General features: G+C 59.3%; 19 protein-coding genes and 1 pseudogene. 6 read left to right on the top strand and 14 right to left on the bottom strand.

Annotation, left to right across the window (positions count from 1 at the left end):
• Window positions 1-150 precede the first annotated feature (150 nt).
• Together HUW52_RS19265 and HUW52_RS30415 are read left to right on the top strand one after the other, a co-directional pair.
• Window positions 151-1,251 carry a polyamine ABC transporter substrate-binding protein gene (locus HUW52_RS19265; protein ID WP_016987071.1) on the top strand — a complete coding sequence of 367 codons (1,101 nt, stop codon included), beginning with the start codon at window positions 151-153 and terminating at the stop codon, window positions 1,249-1,251.
• Window positions 1,241-1,366, top strand: a pseudogene (locus tag HUW52_RS30415) (metal ABC transporter ATP-binding protein); the annotation flags it as partial. The gene HUW52_RS19265 and the pseudogene HUW52_RS30415, both read left to right, overlap by 11 nt.
• A gap of 11 nt (window positions 1,367-1,377) precedes the next feature.
• Here the strand turns inward: HUW52_RS30415 and HUW52_RS19260 are convergent.
• A complete protein-coding gene (locus HUW52_RS19260) occupies window positions 1,378-2,352 on the bottom strand; it encodes a TerC family protein (RefSeq protein WP_175554591.1) in 975 nt (324 codons plus the stop codon).
• Window positions 2,353-2,516: 164 nt separating this feature from the next.
• Here HUW52_RS19260 and HUW52_RS19255 point away from each other — a divergent pair, with 164 nt between their 5' ends.
• Window positions 2,517-3,461, top strand: a complete 945-nt coding sequence (locus HUW52_RS19255; protein ID WP_175554590.1) for a Dyp-type peroxidase — start codon at window positions 2,517-2,519, stop codon at window positions 3,459-3,461.
• Here HUW52_RS19255 and HUW52_RS19250 read toward each other — a convergent pair whose 3' ends face one another.
• Window positions 3,462-4,250 (bottom strand): helix-turn-helix domain-containing protein, encoded by a 789-nt coding sequence (locus tag HUW52_RS19250; RefSeq protein WP_095111479.1) that lies wholly within the window; start codon window positions 4,248-4,250, stop codon window positions 3,462-3,464. It abuts the gene before it with no gap.
• An 84-nt stretch (window positions 4,251-4,334) separates the two neighbouring features.
• Between HUW52_RS19250 and HUW52_RS19245 the strand changes: the two genes are divergently transcribed.
• Window positions 4,335-5,333: a bile acid:sodium symporter family protein gene (locus HUW52_RS19245; protein WP_095050073.1), complete on the top strand. Its 999-nt coding sequence runs from the start codon at window positions 4,335-4,337 to the stop codon at window positions 5,331-5,333.
• A 10-nt stretch (window positions 5,334-5,343) separates the two neighbouring features.
• On the opposite strand, the gene HUW52_RS19240 is transcribed toward HUW52_RS19245, so the two are convergent.
• The 12 genes from HUW52_RS19240 to HUW52_RS19185 form a co-directional block, all read right to left on the bottom strand.
• On the bottom strand, window positions 5,344-6,099 hold the full coding sequence (locus HUW52_RS19240; RefSeq protein WP_175554589.1) for an ABC transporter ATP-binding protein: 756 nt from the start codon (window positions 6,097-6,099) through the stop codon (window positions 5,344-5,346).
• The gene (locus HUW52_RS19235) at window positions 6,093-7,154 is read right to left on the bottom strand and encodes an iron ABC transporter permease (protein ID WP_175554588.1); all 1,062 of its coding nucleotides are present in this window, start codon (window positions 7,152-7,154) and stop codon (window positions 6,093-6,095) included. The genes HUW52_RS19240 and HUW52_RS19235 overlap by 7 nt, the downstream gene beginning before the upstream one ends.
• On the bottom strand, window positions 7,151-8,332 hold the full coding sequence (locus HUW52_RS19230; protein WP_026000744.1) for an ABC transporter substrate-binding protein: 1,182 nt from the start codon (window positions 8,330-8,332) through the stop codon (window positions 7,151-7,153). Before HUW52_RS19230 ends, HUW52_RS19235 begins: the two co-directional genes overlap by 4 nt.
• A gap of 62 nt (window positions 8,333-8,394) precedes the next feature.
• Complete coding sequence (locus tag HUW52_RS19225; RefSeq protein WP_175554587.1) at window positions 8,395-10,809, bottom strand: TonB-dependent receptor; 2,415 nt, start codon at window positions 10,807-10,809, stop codon at window positions 8,395-8,397.
• A 97-nt stretch (window positions 10,810-10,906) separates the two neighbouring features.
• Entirely contained in the window at window positions 10,907-11,884 is a 978-nt protein-coding gene (locus tag HUW52_RS19220) for a FecR domain-containing protein (RefSeq protein WP_175554586.1), read from the bottom strand.
• Window positions 11,885-12,400, bottom strand: coding sequence for a sigma-70 family RNA polymerase sigma factor (locus tag HUW52_RS19215; protein ID WP_175554585.1), 516 nt, complete (start codon window positions 12,398-12,400; stop codon window positions 11,885-11,887).
• 85 nt (window positions 12,401-12,485) lie between these two features.
• Window positions 12,486-13,670: an aminotransferase class V-fold PLP-dependent enzyme gene (locus HUW52_RS19210; protein WP_175554584.1), complete on the bottom strand. Its 1,185-nt coding sequence runs from the start codon at window positions 13,668-13,670 to the stop codon at window positions 12,486-12,488.
• 13 nt (window positions 13,671-13,683) lie between these two features.
• The gene (locus tag HUW52_RS19205) at window positions 13,684-14,925 is read right to left on the bottom strand and encodes an MFS transporter (protein WP_026000745.1); all 1,242 of its coding nucleotides are present in this window, start codon (window positions 14,923-14,925) and stop codon (window positions 13,684-13,686) included.
• Window positions 14,926-14,938: 13 nt separating this feature from the next.
• Complete coding sequence (locus HUW52_RS19200; RefSeq protein WP_175554583.1) at window positions 14,939-16,789, bottom strand: IucA/IucC family siderophore biosynthesis protein; 1,851 nt, start codon at window positions 16,787-16,789, stop codon at window positions 14,939-14,941.
• Window positions 16,790-16,825: 36 nt separating this feature from the next.
• Complete coding sequence (locus tag HUW52_RS19195) at window positions 16,826-17,986, bottom strand: NAD/NADP-dependent octopine/nopaline dehydrogenase family protein (protein WP_016987083.1); 1,161 nt, start codon at window positions 17,984-17,986, stop codon at window positions 16,826-16,828.
• A gap of 28 nt (window positions 17,987-18,014) precedes the next feature.
• Window positions 18,015-19,058 carry a PLP-dependent cysteine synthase family protein gene (locus tag HUW52_RS19190; protein ID WP_016987084.1) on the bottom strand — a complete coding sequence of 348 codons (1,044 nt, stop codon included), beginning with the start codon at window positions 19,056-19,058 and terminating at the stop codon, window positions 18,015-18,017.
• Window positions 19,059-19,072: 14 nt separating this feature from the next.
• Window positions 19,073-20,467, bottom strand: a complete 1,395-nt coding sequence (locus HUW52_RS19185) for a Y4yA family PLP-dependent enzyme (protein ID WP_175554582.1) — start codon at window positions 20,465-20,467, stop codon at window positions 19,073-19,075.
• Between the two features lie 615 nt (window positions 20,468-21,082).
• Here HUW52_RS19185 and HUW52_RS19180 point away from each other — a divergent pair.
• Window positions 21,083-21,973 (top strand): CoA ester lyase, encoded by an 891-nt coding sequence (locus HUW52_RS19180; RefSeq protein WP_175554581.1) that lies wholly within the window; start codon window positions 21,083-21,085, stop codon window positions 21,971-21,973.
• Between the two features lie 25 nt (window positions 21,974-21,998).
• Window positions 21,999-22,400: a ParB N-terminal domain-containing protein gene (locus HUW52_RS19175; RefSeq protein WP_175554580.1), complete on the top strand. Its 402-nt coding sequence runs from the start codon at window positions 21,999-22,001 to the stop codon at window positions 22,398-22,400.
• The last annotated feature ends 48 nt before the right edge of the window (window positions 22,401-22,448 follow it).

Below are 22,448 nucleotides of genomic sequence, written 5' to 3'. Positions count from 1 at the left end.
CATCCCCCACTGTGATCCGTCTACGCTGTCAGCAAGAATCAAAACCATAACCAGACGCTGAACCTTTTTTACCCTTGGCTACCTTTACAGCCGCTGCCGTGTACAGAACATAAAAACCATCGAACTCACGCTGCCTTTTGGGGAACAACCATGGTCACGATGAAACGCATTCTGGGTGCCACTGTGTGCGGGCTGACGCTGTTGGCCGGCGCCGTCCAGGCTGAGCAACGCGAACTGCGCGTTTACAACTGGGCGGATTACATCCTGCCGTCTGTGCCCAAGGATTTCGCCGCAAAAAGCGGCATCAAAGTGACCTGGGACACCTTCGACACCAATGAATCCCTGGAAGCCAAACTGCTGACCGGCAACTCCGGTTACGACTTGGTGGTGCCGTCCAACCAGTTCCTTGAAACGCAGATCAAGGCTGGCGTGTTTCAGAAACTGGATAAATCGAAACTGCCGAACTGGAGCCATCAGGATCCGGAGCTGCTGAAACTGCTGGGCAAGAACGATCCGGGCAACCAGTACGGCGTGCCTTACATGGTCGGCACCGTGCTGATCGGCTTCAACCCGGCCAAGGTCAAAGCCGCACTGGGCGACAACGCGCCGGTGGACAGCTGGGATCTGGTGTTCAAACCGGAGAACATGGAAAAACTCAAATCCTGCGGCGTGGCGATGCTTGATTCGCCGACGGAAATCCTGCCGCTGGCCCTGCATTATCTGGGCCTCGACCCGAACAGCCAGAACCCCGCCGATTATGAAAAAGCCAAGGAGTTGATGCTCAAGGTTCGCCCGTACGTGACCTATTTCAACTCGGCCAAATACATGACTGACATCGCCAACGGCGACATCTGCGTGGCCATCGGTTATTCCGGCAGCTTCTACCAGTTCGGCAACCGCGCCAAAGAAGCCGGCAATGGTGTGGTGGTCGACTGGCGCTTGCCGAAAGAAGGCGCGCCGATCTGGTTCGACACCTTCGCCATTCCGAAGAGCGCGAAGAACGTCAGCGAGGCGCATGAATTCCTCAACACCTTGCTCGACCCGAAAGTGATCGCGCCGATCAGCGACTTCCTCGGTTACCCGAATGCGAACAAGGATTCGATGCCGCTGATCAACAAGGAAATCACCGGTAACCCGAACCTGACGCCGACCCCGGAAGCGCTGAAAAATCTCTACGTCGTGCAACCGTTGCCGCAGAAACTAGAGCGCGTGCGCACGCGGGTGTGGACCAGCATCAAGTCTGACAAATAGATATGGGCTGAACGAAATCCCTGTGGGAGCGAGCTTGCTCGCGAAGGCGTCGGATCATCCAGCATCATCGTTGAATGACACACCGCTTTCGCGAGCAAGCTCGCTCCCACAGATTTATGTAGGGTGTCATTCAGTGCTGCGTTCGGCATCTTTGGTCATCACCAGACTCAGCAAAACCGAACTTAGAATCACCCCACCGACCACCGCCAACGACCATTCCACCGGCATGTGCAGCCACGGCATCAACACCATCTTCCCACCGATAAACACCAACACAATCGCCAGCCCATACTTGAGCAAGTGAAAGCGGTCCGCCATGTCCGCCAGCAGGAAATACAGCGCGCGCAGGCCCATGATCGCGAAGATATTCGAGGTGAAGACAATGAACGGGTCAGTCGTCACCGCGAAGATCGCCGGAATACTATCCACCGCAAACATCAAGTCACTGGCCTCGATCAGCACCAGCACCAGAAACATCGGCGTGGCCCAGCGCACGCCGTTTTGCAGCACGAAAAACCGTTCGCCATGAAACCCGCTGGTGATGCGCATATGCCCGCGCACCCAGCGCAATAAAGGATTCTTGTCCAGGTCCGGCTGGTGGTCGGCAAACACCAGCATCTTGATCCCGGTGAAGATCAGGAACACCCCAAACGCATACAGCAGCCATTCGAACTGCGACACCAGCCACACCCCGGCAAAAATCATTACCGCGCGCATCACGATCGCCCCGAGCACGCCGTACAGCAGCACGCGCCGCTGAAGCTCTGGCGGCACAGCGAAGTAGCTGAAGATCATCACGAAAACGAACATGTTATCGATCGACAGCGACTGCTCGATCAGATATCCAGTGAGAAATTCGAGGGTCTTTTCCCGGGCGATCTCGGCGCCGAACGCACCGTGCAGATACCACCAGAGCAGCGCGGCAAAACTCAGTGCCAGCAAGCACCAGGCAATGACCCAGGACAAGGCTTCGCGCACTGAGACCCGATGCGCCTTGCGCCCACCGAAAACAAACAGGTCCAATGCCAGCATGGCAAGTACGAAGACGATGAAGGCGCCCCACATCCACGGTTCGCCGATATTGATGTTTGTGGCTGGCATGTCACGCTCCCTGTCTATTCTTGGATTGGGTTCAGACGAGGCCATGCTAGCGACGCTTTTGCGCCAAAGAAAAATCGTTTATTTCTGCGCAACAGTTCGATAAAAACGAACTATCCGCCCTCGTTAACAGCTCGGGCACTTTTTACGGAGCAATGTTTTCAGCGATGAATACCGACATTCTCGAACCTCAAGCGGTGTGCAGTCCGATCACCAGCAGCGCGATTTTCATCGTCGCGACGCTGAATGCCGGGGCTGATGCCGCGCAAACCGTCAAAGACTGGTGCGGCGATGTCGCCGGGCTGGTGCGTTCGGTTGGCAAGCGTGTACCGACCGGCAATCTGACGTGCATTTGCGGCTTTTCCTCGAACGCGTGGGATCGCCTGTTTGGCCATCCGCGTCCGGCGTCGCTGCATGGTTTTCGCGAGTTTGGCGGGGAAGGGCGGCACGCTCCGGCAACCCCGGGTGATCTCCTGCTGCACATTCGCGCCGATCAAATGGACCTGTGTTTTGAACTGGCCACGCAGATCATGGCGGCACTCGGCGATGCGGTGACGGTGGTCGACGAAGTGCAGGGTTTCCGCTATTTCGATATGCGCAGCATCATCGGTTTTGTCGACGGCACGGAAAACCCGGTCGGGCGCAAAGCGGTCAACTTCACCATTGTCGGTGACGAAGACCCCGACTTCAGCGGCGGCAGTTACGTGCTGGTGCAGAAGTACCTGCACAACATAACCGCGTGGAACGGCTTGAGCGTTGAAGCTCAGGAACGCGTGATCGGTCGCACGAAACTCTCCGATATCGAACTGGATGACGCGGTCAAACCGAGCAACTCGCACAGCGCGCTGACCACCATCACCAACGCTGACGGCGAGGAAGTGAAGATCCTCCGTGACAACATGCCGTTCGGCCGGCCGGGAGCCGGGGAGTTCGGCACCTTCTTCATCGGCTACGCGCGTTCGCCCGAGCCGATGGAGCAGATGCTGGAAAACATGTTTGTCGGCAAACCACCGGGCAACTACGACAAGTTGCTGGATTTCAGTACTGCGGTGACCGGCAGTCTGTATTTCGTGCCGTCTGCCGATTTGCTGGAAGAGCTGGCGGATCGCTGATCAGCGAAAAAATTCGCCGGGTGTTTCCCCGAACTGTTGGCGAAACGCCGCGATAAACGCCGACGTCGAGTCGTAACCGCAGGCCAGCGCGACGTCGGTGACGCGTTCACCTTTTTCCAGCGGTGTCAGCGCGCCGAGCAGGCGCAGGCGCTGGCGCCAGGCGCGGAAGGTCAGGCCGGTGTCGCGCAGAAACAGGCGGGTGAGGGTCTTTTCGGTGACGCCAAACTTCTCGCTCCAGTGGCTCAGTGTGGTCTGCTGTTCCGGGTGTTGTTCAAGGCTCTGATAGATCTGCTTTAAGCGGGCGTCTTGTGGCAACGGCAGCATCAGGTCGATCTGCGGCGCCTCGGCCAGTTGATCGAGGATCACTTGAGCTAGGCGTCCATGCGGGCCGCTCTGGTCGTATTCCACCGGAACCTGACTGAACGCGCGGATCAGCTCCCTGAGCAGATCGCTGACGCCGAGCACATGACAGCGCTCGAGCGCCCATCCGGCAACGCTGCAATCGATGTAGAGGCTGCGCATTTCCGTGTGCGGCGAGCTGAATACCCGATGCGGCACGCCCGCCGGGATCCACACGGCGCGCTCCGGCGGGGCGACGAAGCGCCCGGCACTGGTCTGGATTTCCAGCACACCTTGAATCGCGTAGGACAACTGCACCCACGGGTGACTGTGACGCCGGGTCAGGGCGCGATTGGGCAGCGATTCGGTGCGTCCGTAGAGTGGACGCGGCAGGCTGGGCAGCCCGGGAATGCTGCGACGGACGCTTTTGTCATGTCCTTTAGGCGGCATCTTGTGGCCCTTCGGCGTTAGTCGGTAATTGGCCGTCACGTTAGAGTCGTCGGCACGCACTGGCAACCCCCGGATGAACCGACCATGACTCGCCCACGTTTTCTGCCCGACAACTTCACCCTGACGCTGATTGGCGTCGTGCTGCTGGCCAGTTTCCTGCCGGCCAGCGGCCAGGTCGCCGTCGGCTTCGGCTGGCTGACCAACATCGCCATCGCCCTGCTGTTTTTCCTGCACGGTGCCAAGCTTTCCCGCGAGTCGATCATTGCCGGCGCCGGCCACTGGCGCCTGCATTTGCTGGTGTTCGGCCTGACGTTTGTCCTTTTCCCGTTATTGGGTCTGGCGTTGAAACCGCTGCTGTCACCGCTGATCGGCGACAAGCTGTACATGGGCATGCTTTACCTGTGCGCACTGCCGGCCACGGTACAGTCGGCGATCGCGTTCACCTCCCTGGCGCGCGGTAATATTCCGGCGGCGATCTGCAGCGCGGCGGCGTCGAGTTTGTTCGGGATTTTCCTCACGCCGCTGTTGGTGACGCTATTGCTCGACGTCCATGGTGATGGTGGTTCGACGCTGGATGCGATCCTGAAAATCAGCGTGCAATTGCTCCTGCCGTTCATTGCCGGGCAGATCGCCCGTCGCTGGATCGGCGCGTGGGTGGGGCGCAACAAGAACTGGCTGAAGTTTGTTGATCAGGGTTCGATTCTGCTGGTGGTTTACGGCGCGTTCAGCGAGGCGGTCAACGAAGGTATCTGGCATCAGATTCCGCTGGTCGAGTTGCTGGGGCTGGTGGTGGTCTGCTGCATTCTGCTGGCGCTGGTGCTGTTGGCGTCGACGCTGTTGGGCAAGGCCTTCGGCTTCAGCCAGGAAGACCGCATCACCATTCTGTTCTGCGGTTCGAAAAAGAGCCTGGCCACCGGTGTGCCGATGGCGCAGGTGTTGTTTGCCGGCAGCACGATTGGCGTGTTGATCCTGCCGTTGATGCTGTTTCATCAGATTCAATTGATGGTCTGCGCGGTGCTCGCTCAGCGCTACGCCAAGCGCCCGGAATCGGTGCCTGAGCTGATGGCGCAAGTCGATCCGTGATCGCCGCAGATCAGACGATATCGTCGATCAGGATATGCGATAGCCCTTTGCTGCACTGCTCGATGCGTGCTTCGACCTTGTAGACCTCGCGCAGCATCTGTTCGGTGATCACCTCATTGCTCGGGCCGCTGCCCTGACTGGTGCCATCAGCAATCACCAGCACCTGATCGGCGAAGCGCAACGCCTGATTCAGATCATGGATGGCGATAAACACAATCACCTCGCGTTTGCGCGCGAGGCTGCGCATGAAGTTCAGCACTTGCACTTGTCGATGCATATCGAGGGCGCTGGTCGGTTCGTCCATCAGCAGGATTTCCGGCTCGCGCACCAGCGTCTGGGCGATGGAGACCAACTGCTGCTGACCGCCGCTGAGTTCACCAAGGTTACGGAACGACAGCCCGGTGATGCCCAGCGCGGCGAGAATCTCGTCGACCAGTTTCAGCTCATCATCGTGGACCACCCAGCCCGGGGTCAGTTGCTTGCGCGCCAGCAGCACGGATTCGTACACCGTCAAACGCGCACTGGCATTCAGGCCTTGCGGCATGTAGCTGATGCCCGTCGGGCCTTTTTTCGATTCTTTCAGGATGACCTGACCCGGCCCGTCGATCAGCCCGGCCATACGTTTGAACAACGTCGATTTGCCGGCCGCATTGGGCCCGACCACGGCAACCACCTGACCGCCAGAAAACGTTGCTGTCGAGACACCACGAATGATCTCGCGCTGGCCGTAGCGGGCGCCGAGATTGTCCAGTTGCAGCGTCACCATGAGTTTTTCTTCCCGCCGAGAATCAGTGAAATGAAGAACGGTACGCCGATCAGCGAGGTGACCACGCCGATAGGGAAAATCGCACCGGGGATCAGGGTCTTGCTGACCACCGAACTGGCCGAGAGAATCAACGAGCCGGTGAGCAAGGAGGCCGGCAAAAAGAAGCGCTGATCTTCACCGATCAGCATGCGCGCGATGTGCGGGCCGACCAGTCCGATAAAGCCGATGGTGCCGACGAAGGCCACGGGAAACGAGGCGAGCAGGCTGACCATGATCAGCGTCTGAAAGCGCAGGCTGCGCACATTGATGCCGAAACTGGCAGCCTTGTCGTCGCCCAGGCGCAGGGCGGTCAAGGCCCAGGCGCGTTTGGCGAAAATCGGCACGGTGATCAGGATCACCAGACAGATCACCCCGAGTTTCGGCCAGGTGGCTTTGGTCAGGCTGCCCATGGTCCAGAACACCACGGCAGCGACGGCTTGTTCGGTAGCGAAGAACTGCACCAGCGCCAACAGCGCATTGAAAGTGAACACCAGCGCGATGCCGAGCAGCACGATGGTTTCGGCAGTGACGCCACGGCGCATGCTCAGAAAGTGAATCAACAGCGCCGAAAGCATGGCCATGATGAAGGCGTTCAGCGGCACCATGAATTGCGCCGCCAGCGGGAACAATGCCACACCGAAGGCCAGGCCCAACGCCGCGCCGAAACTGGCGGCAGCGGAAATACCCAAGGTGAATGGACTGGCCAACGGGTTGTTGAGGATGGTCTGCATCTGCGCGCCGGCCAGCGACAACGCCGCGCCCACGGCCACGGCCATCAGCGCCACCGGCAAACGAATATCCCACATCACCACGCGCACTTGTGGCGAGGCGCTGTCCGGCGAAAACAGTGCGCCGAGCACTTCGCTGAAACTGTAACTCGCCGGACCCAGTGCCAGATCGAGCAGCACACTGCACAGCAACAGAATCACCAGCCCGGCGAGGATCAGGCGTTTACGCAACACCAGTCGACGGTAGGTTTCGCGCTGCACCTCGACGGTCTCGGTCAACGAACTCATGGTTTGACCTCAGGATTACGCAGGCTGACGAAGTAGCCCGACTCATACGGCACGGGTAGAAAACGCTCGTGCAGTTCACGGAATGAGGCGTCCGGGTCGAGATCGGCAAACAGCTCCGGGTGAAACCATTTGGCCAATTGCTGAATGGCCACGAACTGGTAGGGGCTGTTGTAGAACTGATGCCAGATGGCGTGAAAGGCTTGTGTCTCCTGAGCCTTGATTCCGGCGTAGGCCGGACGCAGGGTGTACCACGCGAGTTTTTTCCGTGCCTGGTTCATGTCGGCGCCGGGCCCGACACCGACCCAATGGCCACCGGGTGCAAAGGCTTCCCAGTTGGCCGTGGTGACCACCACGTGCGCCGGATTGGCGACGATGACCTGCTCGGGATTCAACTGGCCGAACGTGGTCGGGATGATCCCCCTGGCGATGTTGTTGCCGCCGGCCATGTCGACAAACAGGCCAAAGTTTTCATTACCGAAACTCAGGCAGCAATCGTCGGTATAGCCGCCGATGCGCTCGATGAACACGCTTGGACGCGGTGGGTGCTGTTTCTCGATGACGTCGGTGACGCGGTGAATCTGCTGGTTGCGAAAATCAATGAACGCCTCGGCGCGTTGCTCTTTACCGAACAGTTTGCCGAACAGACGCATGGTCGGTTCGGTGTTCTGCATCGGGTTGTTGCGAAAGTCGACGTACACCACCGGGATGCCCAACGCGTCGAGCTTCTCGATATAGCGCGCATCTTCGGTGGCGTGCTGCGCTTCGATATTGAGGATGATCACGTCCGGGCGCTGCGAGATCGCTTGTTCGATATCAAAGGTGCCGTCTTCAAAACCGCCGAAGGTGGGGATTTTGGCAATGCCGGGGAATTTGCGCAGGTAGGCATTGTAGGTGTCCGGGTCGGACTGGATCAGGTCCTTGCGCCAGCCGACGATGCGTTCGATCGGGTTCTGTGTGTCCAGCGCGGCGAGCAGATACAACTGCCGGCCTTCACCGAGGATGACCCGTCTGACTGGCAGGTGCACCTTGACCTTGCGCCCGAGCAGATCGGTCACTTCGGTGCGCGCCGTATCCGTTTCGCTGGCGTTTGCATTGCGCGGCGCCAGCGCAGACAGGCTCAGCAGTCCTGCCAGTAACAGCGCAGCCAACGCGAGGCTGCGTCGATCGAAAATCACCATGGTCAAAGCCTTTGCAAAGGTCAGTTCGGCCAACGGCTCACACCGCTGGCCGGCTGAACGTTTCAGAAATCGACAGTCGCCGACAGTAATAAGGTGCGCGGTGAGCCTTGGGAGAACGCGCCATAAGAGGCGACGCCCGACCAGTACTCGTGATCGAACACGTTCTGCACGGTGGCGCGAAACGTGGTCGGTCGATCATCGATGCGCGTGCTGTAGCGGGCGCCGACATCGAAGCGGGTCCAGTCATCGAGTTTTTGTGTGTTGGCCTGGTTCACGTACTGGCTGCCGGTGTGGATCGCGCCTCCGGTTAGCGTCAGGCCTTCGACCCATGAGGTGTCCCATTCAGCCCAGAGGTTGGACTGAACCTCGGGCACGCCGACCGGTTTGTTGCCGCGGTTGGCGGCCACGCCGGTTTTCGTCAGTTCGGCATTCAGCAGGGTCACGCCGCCGAGCAGGCGAGTGCCCGGCGTGACTTCGCCGAACACGTTCAGCTCCAGCCCGCGATTGCGTTGTTCGCCCTGCACTGAGAACAACCCCGAGGCCAGTTCGCCGCTGGGTTTGGTGATTTGAAACAGGCTGATGGTGGAGGTAAACGTGCCGTAGTCGGCTTTGACTCCGAGTTCGTGCTGGCGGGAAACATAAGGGGCAAAGATCTCGCCAGCGTTGGACGCGGTGGAAGGCGCGATGTCGCCCTTGCTCAGCCCTTCGAGGTAGTTGTAGTAGAACGAAACGTGGTCCCAAGGCTTGATCACCGCTCCGAACAACGGTGTCGTCCGGCCGTCGTCGTAGGATGTGGTCATCACGCCGGCGGCGTTGTAGTTGTCGGATTTGATGTTCTGTTTGCGCAGGCCCAGGGTTACCTGCGCGCGGTCATCGAGAATCGACAGCGTGTCGGCAAGCGCCACGCCAGTCAGTTCGCTCTGCGAGACCTTCGGCGTATCCGGCTTGGGGATGTAAGGTTGCGGGCGATCCACCGGGTGATAAATGTTCGACAGGATCGGTGCGCCGGAAATGATCCCGCGCGACAACACATCGCGATAGCGACTGACCTGCACGGTGGTGCGGTGACTGATCGGCCCTGTATCGAAGCGCAGCCGCGCACCGGCATCAACGGTGTAGCGCTCGACTTCGAATTTGTAATAACCGGGGATCGACGAGGTGTCGCCAGCGGCATTGATAATGGTCGGCGTCTGGTCGGACATTCGCGCGACATCGGATTTGCCGCCGCCGGCATGGGCGAACACCGCCAATGCGTCGCTGAGGTCATATTCGCCGCTGAGCAGTGCCGATTTGTCACGGGTTTTCGACCAGCCCCAATCCTGACTGACGTTGCTGCGACCGTTGGCTGCGGAAGGAATGTCCACGCCTGAAGCAATCAGGAACGGCCGCGAAGCGGCGTCGAAGCTTTCTTTCTGGTTGAGCCAGTCGAAGGTTGTGCGCAGGCGTTCGCCCTGATAGTCGAGGGAAATCGCGCCGATGTCGACGTGGCGCGATTGATCGTCGATCGCCGTGTTGCCCAGTTGCGTACTGCCGTTGAAGCGCACACCAAAACGACGCTCTTCGCCGAAGCGGCGACTGACATCGAGATGGCCACCGGCCTGAGCATCCATGGCGTAACTGGCGGTGAAACGGGTCAGGTCTTCATCGAGGGAGCGTTTCGGCACCACGTTGATCACGCCGCCCACCGCGTTGTTGGGTGACATGCCATAGAGCAGGGCGCCGGGACCTTTGACCAGTTCGATGCGCTCGGCGTATTCGGTGAACACGCGATAATTGGGCGCCACGCCATACACGCCGTCGAAGGCCAGTTCACCGAGGTTGCCTTCGCCGACGGGAAAGCCACGGATGAAGAACGAGTCGACAATCCCCCCGGTCTGGCCAGTGGAGCGCACCGAAGAATCACGTTCCAGTACATCGCCGACGGTGACGGCCTGCTGATCCTTGATCAGCGACGAGGTGTAGGTGCTGATGCTGAACGGCGCGTCCATCACATCGGTATTGCCTAAAATCCCCAGGCGTCCACCATTGGCGACCTGGCCACCGGCGTAAACCTCTAGTAGGGCATCGCTGCGCTTGTCGGTGCCGATCACGGCGGTTTCATCCAGCGTCACCCGGCGCTGCACCAGCGTGTAGCTGCCGTCACTGCGCAAAACCATGTCCAGACCACTGCCCTCCAGCAAGCGATTGACCGCCTCTTGCGTAGAGAACTTGCCAATCAGCGCAGGACTGCTCAAGCCTTCGGACAACGAGGGCTGGAACGACAAGGCAATACCAGCGTCCACGGCAAAACTCGACAGGGTCGCACCCAGCGGCCCGGCGGGAATGTTGTAGGCACGAACCGCGACAGCGTCCAGTTGCACCGGCACGGCGGCCAAGGCAAACGGGCAAACGGCACCGATCAGGACAAGGCTTAGCAACGCACTGCGAACAACGGGTTTGAGCTGACGTTCCGGGCGCAGGTGGCGTGCGGCAAGCATGGATGAATGAGCCTATGAACAGGACGAAAAGGTGCTTCTCCCCAATAGCCAGTCGAGATCGAAAAAAGTATCACCGCTACGGCAATTATTTTTTCACTCAGGCCGGGGAGAGCATGACCCAGTAGCCATTCAAATGGCCGCTGACGAGGATCGGGTAGGTTTGCGCCAGCATGTTCAGGGTGCGCTGGCTGTCGCTGATCGGGTAGGCGCCGGAAATGCGCAGATCGGCGATTGCCGGATCGAGGCGCACGAAACCGCGGCGATAGCGCGTGAGTTCGTCGACGAAATCGGCCAGGCGCATTTTGTCAGCCATCAGCATGCCTTGGCTCCAGGCGCCGACGTAGCGGTCGGCAGTGCTGAGCTGGCCAAAGGTGTAGGAAGAGAAGTCGGTGCGTTGACCGGCGTTGACGATCAGCGGCGTGGTCTGGCGATTGTCCGCGAGCTCGACTTTGACCGCGCCTTCCAGCACCGCAAGGTGCGTGCGCGGTTGCAGTTCGCGCACGGTGAAACGCGTGCCCAGTGCCTGCATGCGACCTTGACGGGTACTGACCAGAAACGGTCGCGCCAGCGGTGAAATGTCCGGCGCGGTCTGCACCAGTATTTCGCCTTCGCGCAGGTGGATGAGGCGTTGATTGGCGTCGAACAGCACGTCGATGGCGGTGTCGGTGTTCAGGGTGATTTTCGATCCGTCGGCCAGGGTCAGCTCGCGTTGCTGGCCGATCGCAGTGCGGTAGTCGGCTGACCATTGCTGCGACTCTGCGAGCTTCCAGCTGCCCCAACCGGCCGGCAGGATCGCCAGAATCATTGCCAGTTTGCCCAACGCCGCACGGCGCTCCGGGCTGCTCGGGCGATCGAGTGCCGACATCGCCAGTGACGGTGGCAGGCCGCCGAGTTTGCTCTGCAACAACTGCGCCCGCGCCCAGGCACGACCGCGCTCGGGGGTGCTGGCTTTCCAGTATTCCCATTCGCCGCGCTCGCTGTCGCTGAGTTCGCCTTCACTCATGCGGATCAACCAGTCGGCGGCTTCCTCCAGCGCCTGGTGATCGAGGTGTGGTTCATTGCGCCGTGCGAGCATTCACTCCACCAGCAACAGGCACTGCACGAAGGCTTGCTTCATGTAGCGTTTGACGGTGATCAGCGACACGCCCAACTGCTCGGCGATGTCGTCGTATTTCAAACCGCTGATCTGCGACAGCAGAAAGGCACGTTTGACCAGCGGCGGCAGGGCATCGAGCATCGCGTCGATTTCGTGCAGGGTTTCCAGCACCATGAAACGCAATTCCGGAGAAGGCACTTCCGGCGCCGGCACATGGGCGAGGGCGTCCAGATAGGCACGTTCCAGTGCCTTGCGCTGATACCAGTTGACCAGAATGCCCTTGGCCACGCAGCTCAGATAGGCGCGGGGCTGCTCAATGACGGTGACTTGCGAGGCGAGGATGCGCGTGAAGGTGTCCTGCACCAGATCCGCCGCATCCATGGCGTTTCCCAGTTTTTTTCTCAGCGTCGCGTACAGCCAGCCATGATGGCCGCTGTACAGGGCTTCGATCGCGCGCAGGTGATTGGCATTATTCGCGGGAAGGGTTTCGCTCATGGCTGCAGATTTTCATGCAATTGAGAAGTATTCCCAATGCTAGTTTACAACCGCTCTTTGACGCAAGCGCCGATTGGCGTCCTGTTCAGGTGCCCTGCAAACCGCGCAGTGCAGCGACCATCGTGTCGATTTCCGCCTCAGTGTTGTACGCATGCACCGACGCACGGCTGACCTCCAGCAAGTCCCTGTGCTGCATGTCGAGCAAAGTCGAGCGCACGGTCGATGTGCTGACGTTGATGCGCTTTTCCTGGCCGGCCAGCCACTGCTGAACGTGCGCGGCGCTGCTGTCGCGATGAGTAAACGTGACGATGCCGGACTTCTGCACTCCGAGGTCTCGCGGCGTGATACCAGGAATATCTGCCAGTTGTCGGCGCAGGTAATCTGCCAGTTGCTGAATTCGCAGCCACATCGGTTCGATGCCTTGCGCCAGCGCGTATTCCACTGCCGCACCGAGACCGAGTTTGGCGGCGACGTTGCATTCCCAGTTCTCGAAACGTCGTGCATCGGCGCGGATCTTGAACATCTCGGCGTTCTGTAAAGACGCCGCATGCAGGTCGAGAAACGCCGGTTCCAGATTCTGGCACAGAGACTTTTCGACATACAAGAAGCCCATCCCACGCGGCCCGCGCAGGTATTTGCGACTGGTGGCCGCGAGCATGTGGCAGCCGATTTTCTGCACGTCGATTGGCATCTGCCCGACACCCTGACAGGCATCGAGCAGAAACAGCACGCCAGCCGAACGGGCGAGTGCGCCGATCTGCTCGATGGGTTGCACCGGGCCGCCATTGGTGGCGATCACCGGCAGGGAAATCAGCGCAACGCGATCGTCGTCGAGCATGTCCTTTAAGGCCGGCAGTGAAACCTGGCCGTGCTCATCGTTGGGGATGACCCGAATCTCGATCCCCCGGCGCTGCTTCATTTGCAGATAAGGAATGTAGTTGCCGGCGTACTCGGTGGTCGACGTCAGCAGCACATCGCCGGGTTGCAGCGGTAACGAATAGAACGCCATGTCCCAGGCGCGAGTCGCGTTCTCGATCACCGCAATTTCGTCAGGCTGAGCGTTGATCAATTGCCCGATAGCGGCGTAGACATTTTCCACTTCGGCCGATTGTTGCCCGGCGGCTTCGTAGCCGCCCAAAGTCGCTTCAAGCTGAATATGACGGGTCATGGTCCCGATCACCGGCGCGGGCATCAGCGCCGCGCCGGCATTGTTGAAGTGGATCAGTTGCGCGACGGCAGGAGTGTCGGCGCGCAGTTGTTCAATGTTCAAAAGCAGACTCCTTTCATTCCCCGTCCGGGGCAGGGCTCGGCTGCATCGCCGCCGGCCAGTAGCGCAGGGCGACAATCGGGATCAGTGCGACGACGTAAGCGAGGCAAACAAACAGATAGGTGTACTGCAAGCCGTAGACCTGACTGAGCAGACCACCGGCAGAAATCCCCGCAATCGAAGCGAATTGCGCAGTGCCCTGAGCGATGCCCAGCACATGGCCTTGCTGTGAGCTGTCAGCGGTTTTCGAGATCAGCGCCATCAGCACCGGTGTGGTTGCACCCAGCAGCACGCCCCAAATGAAGTAGGTGATAACAAACACCACCGGGTTGTGAGTCACGCCCGCCACAGCGGTCAGGACGATGCAGCCGATGACCACGTAAGTCATGCGCTGCAAGGTCTCCTGCTGCCCACGGTGTTCGAAATAGCGCGACCACGCCGTGGCCGACAGAATGAAGCCCAGCGCCAGCAAGCCGTAGCAGAGGCCGACTACCGAATTGCTGACCTCGAACACCGAGCTGACATACAGCGAAAACGAAGTCTGCGGCAGCATTCGCGCCAGCAACAGAATGCCCATCACACCGAGCAGCGAGAGCAATGGTGAGCCTTGCCAGAGACTGCCGGAACGAACCGGCGCAGCCTTGTCGACGACCACGGCTTTCTTCACCGGCGGCACGTCCGGCAAGGTCACGGCGGCGATCACGGTACACACCGCACACAGCGCCGAGGCGATGATGTTGATCCAGAAGAACGTCGCGTAATCGAGGATCAGACCGCCGACCACCGCACCCAGCAGCGAGCCGACATTGGTCGATATTTGCAGAATGGCGAACAGCCGTGCCCGTCGCGACGGTGCCTCAATACTGACGCCATAGGCCTGTGCCGGCGCGATATAGCCGGCAAACGCGCCTTGCAGAAAGCGCAGGATCAGAATCACCCAGATATCACTGAACAGGGCCAGCCCAAGCTGGGTCAACGACAAACCGGCGAGGGCGCGGATCATCATCAACTTGTGGCCGTAGCGATCGCCGATGCGGCCCCAGAAGGCACTGGTGAGAATAATGCCCAGCATCGGCCCGACGTACACGGCGATGCTGGCGAAGCTGAAAACCGACTCGGAGGTGGTCAGCCCACGCAGGTGGACAGGCCAGAACGGCCCGCTCATTTCCATCGCGCCCATCGACACCAACTGGATCGCAAATAGAAGATAAATCAGGATTCTTACTCTCGAACCCTGGATGGCACCTGCATGGGACATGAGTCAGCCTCGGTTAAACGCTAGCGAGCGGGTTGGTCAGGGTGTGCTGCAAACGATAGTTGCTGTACTGCATCATGTGCATGCGCAGCAACGAGCGCGTCGGCCATGGGTCTTCGACGAACGCCTTGTGCTCGGTTTCCCACACGTCTGCCGCGACGCGGTCACGCACCGCTTTGAAGGCGAGGTCGGTTTCTTCGCGCAAGATTTGCCATAGCCGAGTGTTGTTGAAAGCGTATTCCTTGGTCAGCCACAGGGCCATTTCATGCAGGTGCGTGAGGAACGCCGCGTCGAGCACAAACATGCGCACCGGCTCGATATCACCGCAGAACACTGTCGGCAGAATACCCGGCTGCACGTGCGGTTGCAGGCTGTAACCACGGCCCTCGAGCAACGGCGCGTAAGTGCGGCCATCACCGAAATCGCGGATCAGCAGACTACGTGCTTTGCCATCCGGGGAGAACAGCACCATGGTGTTTTGCTGGTGCGCCTCAAGGCCGATGCCGTACATCAAGTAGATCGCCACCACCGGGTGAGTCACCACCTTCGCGTACTCGCGGAACCAGTTCTCGACCTGCGCAGCATTGGCGCGCACACCGTCACGTTCAATCAGATCGGTGAACAGCGGACGACCACTGCCCGGCAAACGGGTGAACAGCGATGCGACGGTAATCGGCAGGCAATCATCCTGGCGTTCGAACGCTGGCGCACTGCTGCGATAGACCACAGACAGATGCCGGCCCGGATGATCGTCCTGAGTGACGGCGTTTTTGTAGCGCACACCGATTTCTTCAGGGAAGATTTCCAGGCGTTGATCAAAGCCGTTTTCCGTCTGCAAAATCTTGCTGATCACCGTGCTGATGCGCGGCCCCATGTGAATTGACTTGGCTTGCAGGCTGCGCAGTTCGCTGGTCATCCACACCGCGATGGGCAGTTTGATCAGCGGCGCGCTTTCATCCAGCACCGGCATCATCGTGCGATACGACATGGTCGGCAGGGTAGGAAGATCCGGGCCATCGGTGATCAGGATGCCGTCGGCGATTTCTGCTGCGAAGGTTTCCAGCACGTAGGCTTGTAAATGCCAGCTGTGGATCGGCAAGGGCAACCACTGGTTTTCGTCCAGCCCCTTGCTGTTGAGCGAGGCTTTCCATTGCGTCCATTGCGTCGGGAAGTTTTCAGCGAACCAGGCGCGGTAATCAACCACGTGCGGCATGCTTTCGCTTTTCGCGTTGTCGGCACGCAACGCGGCGATGCGCAGCGGCACTTGTGCGTTGAACTCCGGTGACAGCTGCTCGACTTCCTCATCGGTGAGGCCCGGGCGCGCCTTCCACGTCGGGTAATAAGGATGACCTTCCAGCGAACCCCACTGGTCGAGCAGAATGGCGGCATCCTTGGTTTTGGCGTGCTGGCGCAGATAGTCGGTGAAGCTGCTCAGCCCATGATCCTTGGCCGCTTGCTCCAGTCGGGCGTTCCATTGCTGACGATGCTGACGGGCGTGGGCGTCGTTGGTCAGGCTGTTTTCCATGTCGGATTTGAGCCCGGCGATACCGTCGTCGGTCGGCGCGAAGTCGAAGCTGTCGCGCAGCACATCAAGCATGTCCTGGTGGCTGGTGATGACCTGGCGTACGCCTTCATCGGTCACCAACACCACGTCACCGTCGTTGACCACGGTATCGGCCGGGCCTTTGGCGATGTCGGAAAAGGCCAGATGGGCGCGACCGCCCTTGAGCGGGTAAGTCGCCTCGTGGCCCTCGACGGAAAAGCTCAGGGCCGAACGGTCGAGGATGTTTTCCGCAAACAGGCAACGCACCAGACGGCGCATGGCGTTTTTGCGGGAGTAGGCGATCAGTGTCTTGAAGTCATCCATATCAGCGGTCTGCTCGTCGAAAATTGAATAGAGGGATTAAGCGGCGGCGCTTGTCGTGTGTGGCCATTGGCGCGGGAAATAGTCGAGTGCCGAGTCGCGCAGGCCATTCATGTAGGCCACGCTCCACTGCAGGACTTCCTCGATGTAAGGCACCTTGAGGTCGAAGCGTTTGGCCATTTCCACCAGCAGCACCAGGCCGTAGGCGACGTCTTCGTTGAAGGCGCGGCTCTCGCGCTCGATCACGTAACCGGCGCGGTTGTCCGCGGCCGGCACCATCGGCGCAAGGATGTCGTTGTAAGCCTGATTGGTACGCAGGATCGAGAGCATGCTGCTCGGGTCGCGGATCTGCTCGCCGTAGGCCTCGACGATTTCCTGTTTCAGCGATTTCACCGAAGACAGGTCGATACCCAGACGCTGGCTGATCACCGCACACAGTTGCTGGCTTTCCTGATCCATGCGTTCAAGGAAATACGCGCCGAGTTCCGGGCATTCGGTCCACCAGCACATGCGCTGCGGGAAGATCTTGCGATGCCACTGGCCGTAGGGGCCGATCAGGCCGTAGATCACCGAGCTGTGCATGATCGGATTGCCCGGTGTCAGGGTGATTTCCAGAAAATGCTCGAGCATCGTCACGCACGGGCCGTACAGCCGCGTGAGTATTTTTTCCAATTGGCGGCGCGCGGTTTGCGGCTCTCGGGCGTGGGTCGCCACGTACAATTGGCTTTTGCCACCACCCATTTTGATCGACCGTCCCGGGGTCAATTCAAACGCCGTGTGCGGCACATCCTTCATGCCCCAGATCACCACATTCGGCCGGTCGGGCAGGGTCGCTTCAGCCAGCCAGTCGAAACCGCAGAAGCCGGGAATGGCGCCGATGAATACCGGTTTGCTGGTGGTCAGATGCGGCGCGATGTCTTTCAACGTTTGCGGGCGGGCATGGGCCGGCACGGTGATGATGACGATGTCGGCATCTTCCACCGCGGCTTTCGCGTCGCTGGTCACCCGATCGAGCCGGGCGCTCAGGGTCGAACCGTCGGGCAGCAACGCCTGCATCGGCGTCTGGCGGGCGTACTGTTCGATGACCTCCTGATTATGGGTGTGCATCGAAACCTGAACATCGGGCAGTTGCTTGAACAGGATGGCGTTGAGATGGCCAGTCCTGCCGCCACCACAGATGGCGACTTTCAACAGATTCATCGAGAGGCGTTCCTGTGTGAAGGGTGGGTCATGCGACGCTCAGTTGCAGCGGCGCGGAGATGGAATCCAGCCATTGGGTCTTGCCCAGCCAGGCATCCAGTTGCGGGGCGATGCTCGGGTCGATCAGGTCGCGCTCTTGCAGCCATTTGTCGTCGAACACGGTGTGCAGGTATTTCTCGCCACCGTCGGCAATCGGCACCACGACGTTGCCGGTCAGCACGCCTTTGTGGATCAGCTCCAGTGCCTTGAAGATCGCACCCCCGGTCGAACCGCCGACCAGCAAGGCGAAGTTGCGCGCGATGTAGCGCGCGGTTTCGAACGCCTGCGAGTCGGTGACTTGCACGCCCAGATCGATGCAGCTGTAGTCGAGCACCAGACCCACGGTGTCGCCGGCCGGCGTGCCGGTGCCGGATTGATAGTAGGGATAGCCAGGATGACCGAAGACAATCGAACCGGCCGGTTCCACCGCGACGGTGACCGTGTCCGGGTTGTGCACTTTCAAGCCGCGCGCAATGCCGGTCATCGAACCGCCGGTGCCGACGCAACCGACGTAAGCGCCGACCACGCCTTCAGCCTGCACGATGGTTTCGCGGACGAAATCGCTGTAGCCGCCGGCATTGGCCGCATTGTCGGACTGGTTCATGAACACCGCGCCGGGAATCTCGCTCGCCAGTTCGGCGGCCATCTGTTGCCGCTCGACCACCGCGACTTCATCTTCGCGATAAGTGCCTTTGACGAAACGAATGTCGGCACCAAGGGCTTTCATTACAGCGATTTTGTCTTGTGCGGCGTGGTGATCGACCACGGCAATAAAGTGCAGGCCAAACTCGACGGCGGCCATGGCCAGGCCAATCCCGGTGTTGCCCGACGAAGACTCGACCACCACACCACCGGGTTTCAGGCGACCGGACTTGAGCGCGGCCAGCACCATGTTGCGCGCCATGCGGTCTTTGATACTGCCACCGGGATTGTTCTTTTCAATCTTCAACAACAATCGCGCGTTGGTATCCGGAACATCAATGCCCAACATCGGCGTATTACCGATAAGGTCCGAGACTTTATTCAATATCATTGCAATTGTTCCCTTTAGTAGTCAGGTGAAAACGCATAGTTACCTTCCGTACAACAGGTCGCCGTCAGCCGCCGGGGCAGGGGATGGCGATGAAACTCGTTTTCCAGCAAGTCCATCTGGTAACCGGCGGTGTTGATATAAATCAATAAGTCACCGGCTTGCGGTGCCGTCGCAAAGTTGATCAGGCGATGGGTAATGACGTCATCGTCCAGGCAACTATGGCCGGCGATATAAGCCTGGATCGGGGCGTGTGGCTGTTGTTTGGTACTGACAAGTATCGGATCTAGCAGATATTCCGAGGCAAACCAGGTTTCGCAAGCACTGAAACTGCTGCCCTCCACGAAGATCACGGTTTTATTGTCAGCCAATTGTTTGCTGCGCGTGACGCGAAATATTGACATGGCGGCTTGATCGACCAGACTTCGGCCGGGTTCGAGTGCGAGGGTTATATTCTGCGTCTGCAAGTAATTGGCAATCGACAAGCCTGGCGAATGCTCGGCTTCGAGCAATAACGTAAGCCATTGCGTCGCGGTCAGTTCACTGCCGTAAGGATAATAAGTGGCGGGAACTTTCTGGTTGTAATAGTGGCTCTGGTTATTGTCATTTTGTAGGAACTGAGCGTAGGTCTCAGGCTCGACATAACGAATCGGCAAGCCGCCACCGATGTCGATCATCTGCGGATTCAAGCCCATTTCCCTGGCCGCCTCGATAAATCCGCTGACCTCACGAAAGGCTTGTGCGCGGGATTCGAACCCATAGCCGCCGAGGTGAAAATGTAAACCTTCAAAATGAAAAAGCTCAGGTTGTTCTGTCAACCGTTGCAGGCATTGCAGCAGGTCTTGCGAGCCCATCCCGAATCGGCTGTTCTGACTGCTTTTCGGTCTGTAACGCAGTAGCACTCTGGTTTTCGTCGGACCTGGTTGTGTGGGGATCACGCTATGCAGGTGATCGAATTCCTCCAGCGAATCCACACAAATCAATGAACCTGCGCTGATCAGCGCTTGATGGAAAACGGCTGTTTTGGCCGGTCCTGTGGCGCAGATTTTGGCGCCCGGCACACCTGCGCGCAGGGCAGCATTCAACTCGTGAATGCTCGACACATCGACGCCGATCCCCGAATTCGCTGCAGCGCCGAGCATGCTTTGCGACTTGTTGGCCTTGGCCCCGTAGAAAATGGCATGGGGCACTTGGTATTGCTTCAACACGTTCAGCAGCGCTTGCGTGTTTAATTCAAACGCATGGGGCCAGACCAGATTTAACGGTGAGCCCTGTTGATCCACCAAGTCTGTAAGTTTGTTCGGGAACTTGTTGATAAGCGTGGAAATAACCGGGTCGATGAGCGGTGTTAACATCTCCGGGTGATGAACTTTATACGGCTGTTCAACAGCAGATTTATTTGTTGTAGGCATAGTTAACCCTTGGCGTCGAAAGTTACGTCGCCATTGATAGTTCGATCACCGATCGTTATCGATGCAGGTCGTCTTTTTTTGCTCGTCAGCGTCGAGGCTTTAAATAACTTGGAGGCGGATGCCAAATGAAATCCGCTATTGGATCTGTAGCCCTGATTGTAATAAATGGTTCACAGAACAATTGCATGAGAACCCCATTCCATAAGGTTTGTGCGGATGTAATGAATGGCCATTAGTTGCTGGCCATTGCCCTGTAGCAGCCTGTAGCTGATGTTTAAGTGACATCGCTGACAGGTACTTTTGCAGATACCGATGACTTGCGTTGAAACGAGAATAGTTCCTCTTGGCGGCGTGAACAATATTGCGAACAGGAACGATTATCAAGTAAGGTTTTCAAATATTTTTCAATGACGACCTGCTCAAGGCGAATCCATGAACGTGTATTTACACGCTCAAGGACTCGTTCGTCCCGAGATTAAAAAGTCTCTTAATTGCTTGATCAATAAGGCGTTAAGGGCTGTTGCGACAAGCCCCGGAACGGCAGGCAAATCTGTCGTCGAACGGGCCTGAAAATTTTCACAAACCACGACGGGTTCACGTCAAAGGAGCAACGCCATGCAATCCGATCGACTCAGCCGAAAAGCGCCACTCGCGATCAGCTACCTGTTCGTGCCGGGCAACCGTCCCGAGCGTTTTTCCAAAGCCTGCGATGCAGGGCCAGATGCGATCATTCTCGACCTCGAGGACGCCGTTCACCCCGACAGCAAAGTCGCCGCCCGCGCCGCCATCCGGGCATGGCAGGAGAAAACACCGAGCGTTGCCTGCGAGCGGTACATCCGCCTGAACAGCGTCAGCAGCACGCTGTTTGCCGAGGATCTGAGCTGGCTCAGCGACCTGCGCTACCCCGAGCGTTGCGAGGGGATTTTCCTGCCCAAAGCCGAATGCCCCGAGGCCCTGGCACGCGTGGTCGAACGCCTGCTGGCGTGGCAACCGAAACTGGCGATCGTCGCCATCATCGAGACCGCCAAAGGCCTGCAACAGGTCGAGGCGATTGCGTCGATTCCTGGCGTGGCGCGGCTGGCGTTCGGTTCGCTGGATTTCTCGCTGGACATCAACTGCAGCCAGACCCCGGAGGCGTTTTTGTTCGCCCGCAACCGCATCGTGCTGGCTTCGCGCACGGCGGATCTGCCGTCGCCGATCGATGGTGTGACGCCGGCCATCAGCGATTTGGCGGTGGTCGGCAAGGACTCGCATTACGCCCGTTCGCTGGGCTTCGGCGCCAAGCTGTGCATCCATCCCGGTCAACTGGCCACGGTGCAACGCGCCTTCCTGCCGGACTCACGCCAGTTGGCCTGGGCCGATCGCGTGATGCGAGCGGTGGCGACGGGCAGTCACGCGGTGCAGGTGGACGGCGAGATGGTCGACTTGCCGCTGATCGAACACGCCCAACGCCTGCTCGATGTAGCCAGCCAGCATGCGCCGGTTGCCCGCGCCGATGCCTGCTGAATCCCCGGCGAATCAGGAGATCACCATGGACCACGGTTATCAGATTGCGCTGCGGCCACTGTGCGAAGTGTTGCAGTCGGAGCAGGTCGACCCGGCCAACGTGATGCTGCTGCGCGAGTCGATTGTCCGCGCCGGGCATTGGCTGGAACCGATCATCGTCGAGCGTTCGCGCGGCATCGTGATGGACGGCAATCACCGTTTCACCGCAGCGTTGCAGTTGGGCTTGAGACGGGTGCCGTGCATCCAGCTCGATTACTCCGATCCGCGCGTCTGTGTGCGGCATTGGCAAACCGGGCAGGCGTTTGAGGTGGCGCGAATTTTTACCACCATCGCTCGCGGCGAGATTTTTCCGTACAAGACCACCCGGCACGCGTTTGACCCCGCGCTGCCGCTGGTCGCGATTCCGCTGGAGCGTCTCTACGCCTGACCCTGATCGGGCGACGGAAAAAAACTTTACTGCGGGTGATACTTTTTC

This window comes from Pseudomonas sp. 43A (assembly GCF_013363935.1).
GTDB classification, from domain to species: domain Bacteria; phylum Pseudomonadota; class Gammaproteobacteria; order Pseudomonadales; family Pseudomonadaceae; genus Aquipseudomonas; species Aquipseudomonas crudilactis.
Note: the sequence above shows the minus strand (reverse complement) of the source record. Positions and strands in the feature narration are given on the sequence as shown.

Coding starts and splice junctions, on each gene's coding strand:
- HUW52_RS19185 (WP_175554582.1), bottom strand. CDS start 20,467: ATGCCTACAACAAATAAATCTGCTGTTGAACAGCCGTATAAAGTTCAT.
- HUW52_RS19235 (WP_175554588.1), bottom strand. CDS start 7,154: ATGAGTTCGTTGACCGAGACCGTCGAGGTGCAGCGCGAAACCTACCGT.
- HUW52_RS19230 (WP_026000744.1), bottom strand. CDS start 8,332: ATGGTGATTTTCGATCGACGCAGCCTCGCGTTGGCTGCGCTGTTACTG.
- HUW52_RS19265 (WP_016987071.1), top strand. CDS start 151: ATGGTCACGATGAAACGCATTCTGGGTGCCACTGTGTGCGGGCTGACG.
- HUW52_RS19195 (WP_016987083.1), bottom strand. CDS start 17,986: ATGAATCTGTTGAAAGTCGCCATCTGTGGTGGCGGCAGGACTGGCCAT.
- HUW52_RS19180 (WP_175554581.1), top strand. CDS start 21,083: ATGCAATCCGATCGACTCAGCCGAAAAGCGCCACTCGCGATCAGCTAC.
- HUW52_RS19245 (WP_095050073.1), top strand. CDS start 4,335: ATGACTCGCCCACGTTTTCTGCCCGACAACTTCACCCTGACGCTGATT.
- HUW52_RS19260 (WP_175554591.1), bottom strand. CDS start 2,352: ATGCCAGCCACAAACATCAATATCGGCGAACCGTGGATGTGGGGCGCC.
- HUW52_RS19225 (WP_175554587.1), bottom strand. CDS start 10,809: ATGCTTGCCGCACGCCACCTGCGCCCGGAACGTCAGCTCAAACCCGTT.
- HUW52_RS19215 (WP_175554585.1), bottom strand. CDS start 12,400: ATGAGCGAAACCCTTCCCGCGAATAATGCCAATCACCTGCGCGCGATC.
- HUW52_RS19200 (WP_175554583.1), bottom strand. CDS start 16,789: ATGGATGACTTCAAGACACTGATCGCCTACTCCCGCAAAAACGCCATG.
- HUW52_RS19205 (WP_026000745.1), bottom strand. CDS start 14,925: ATGTCCCATGCAGGTGCCATCCAGGGTTCGAGAGTAAGAATCCTGATT.
- HUW52_RS19190 (WP_016987084.1), bottom strand. CDS start 19,058: ATGATATTGAATAAAGTCTCGGACCTTATCGGTAATACGCCGATGTTG.
- HUW52_RS19240 (WP_175554589.1), bottom strand. CDS start 6,099: ATGGTGACGCTGCAACTGGACAATCTCGGCGCCCGCTACGGCCAGCGC.
- HUW52_RS19175 (WP_175554580.1), top strand. CDS start 21,999: ATGGACCACGGTTATCAGATTGCGCTGCGGCCACTGTGCGAAGTGTTG.
- HUW52_RS19255 (WP_175554590.1), top strand. CDS start 2,517: ATGAATACCGACATTCTCGAACCTCAAGCGGTGTGCAGTCCGATCACC.
- HUW52_RS19250 (WP_095111479.1), bottom strand. CDS start 4,250: ATGCCGCCTAAAGGACATGACAAAAGCGTCCGTCGCAGCATTCCCGGG.
- HUW52_RS19220 (WP_175554586.1), bottom strand. CDS start 11,884: ATGCTCGCACGGCGCAATGAACCACACCTCGATCACCAGGCGCTGGAG.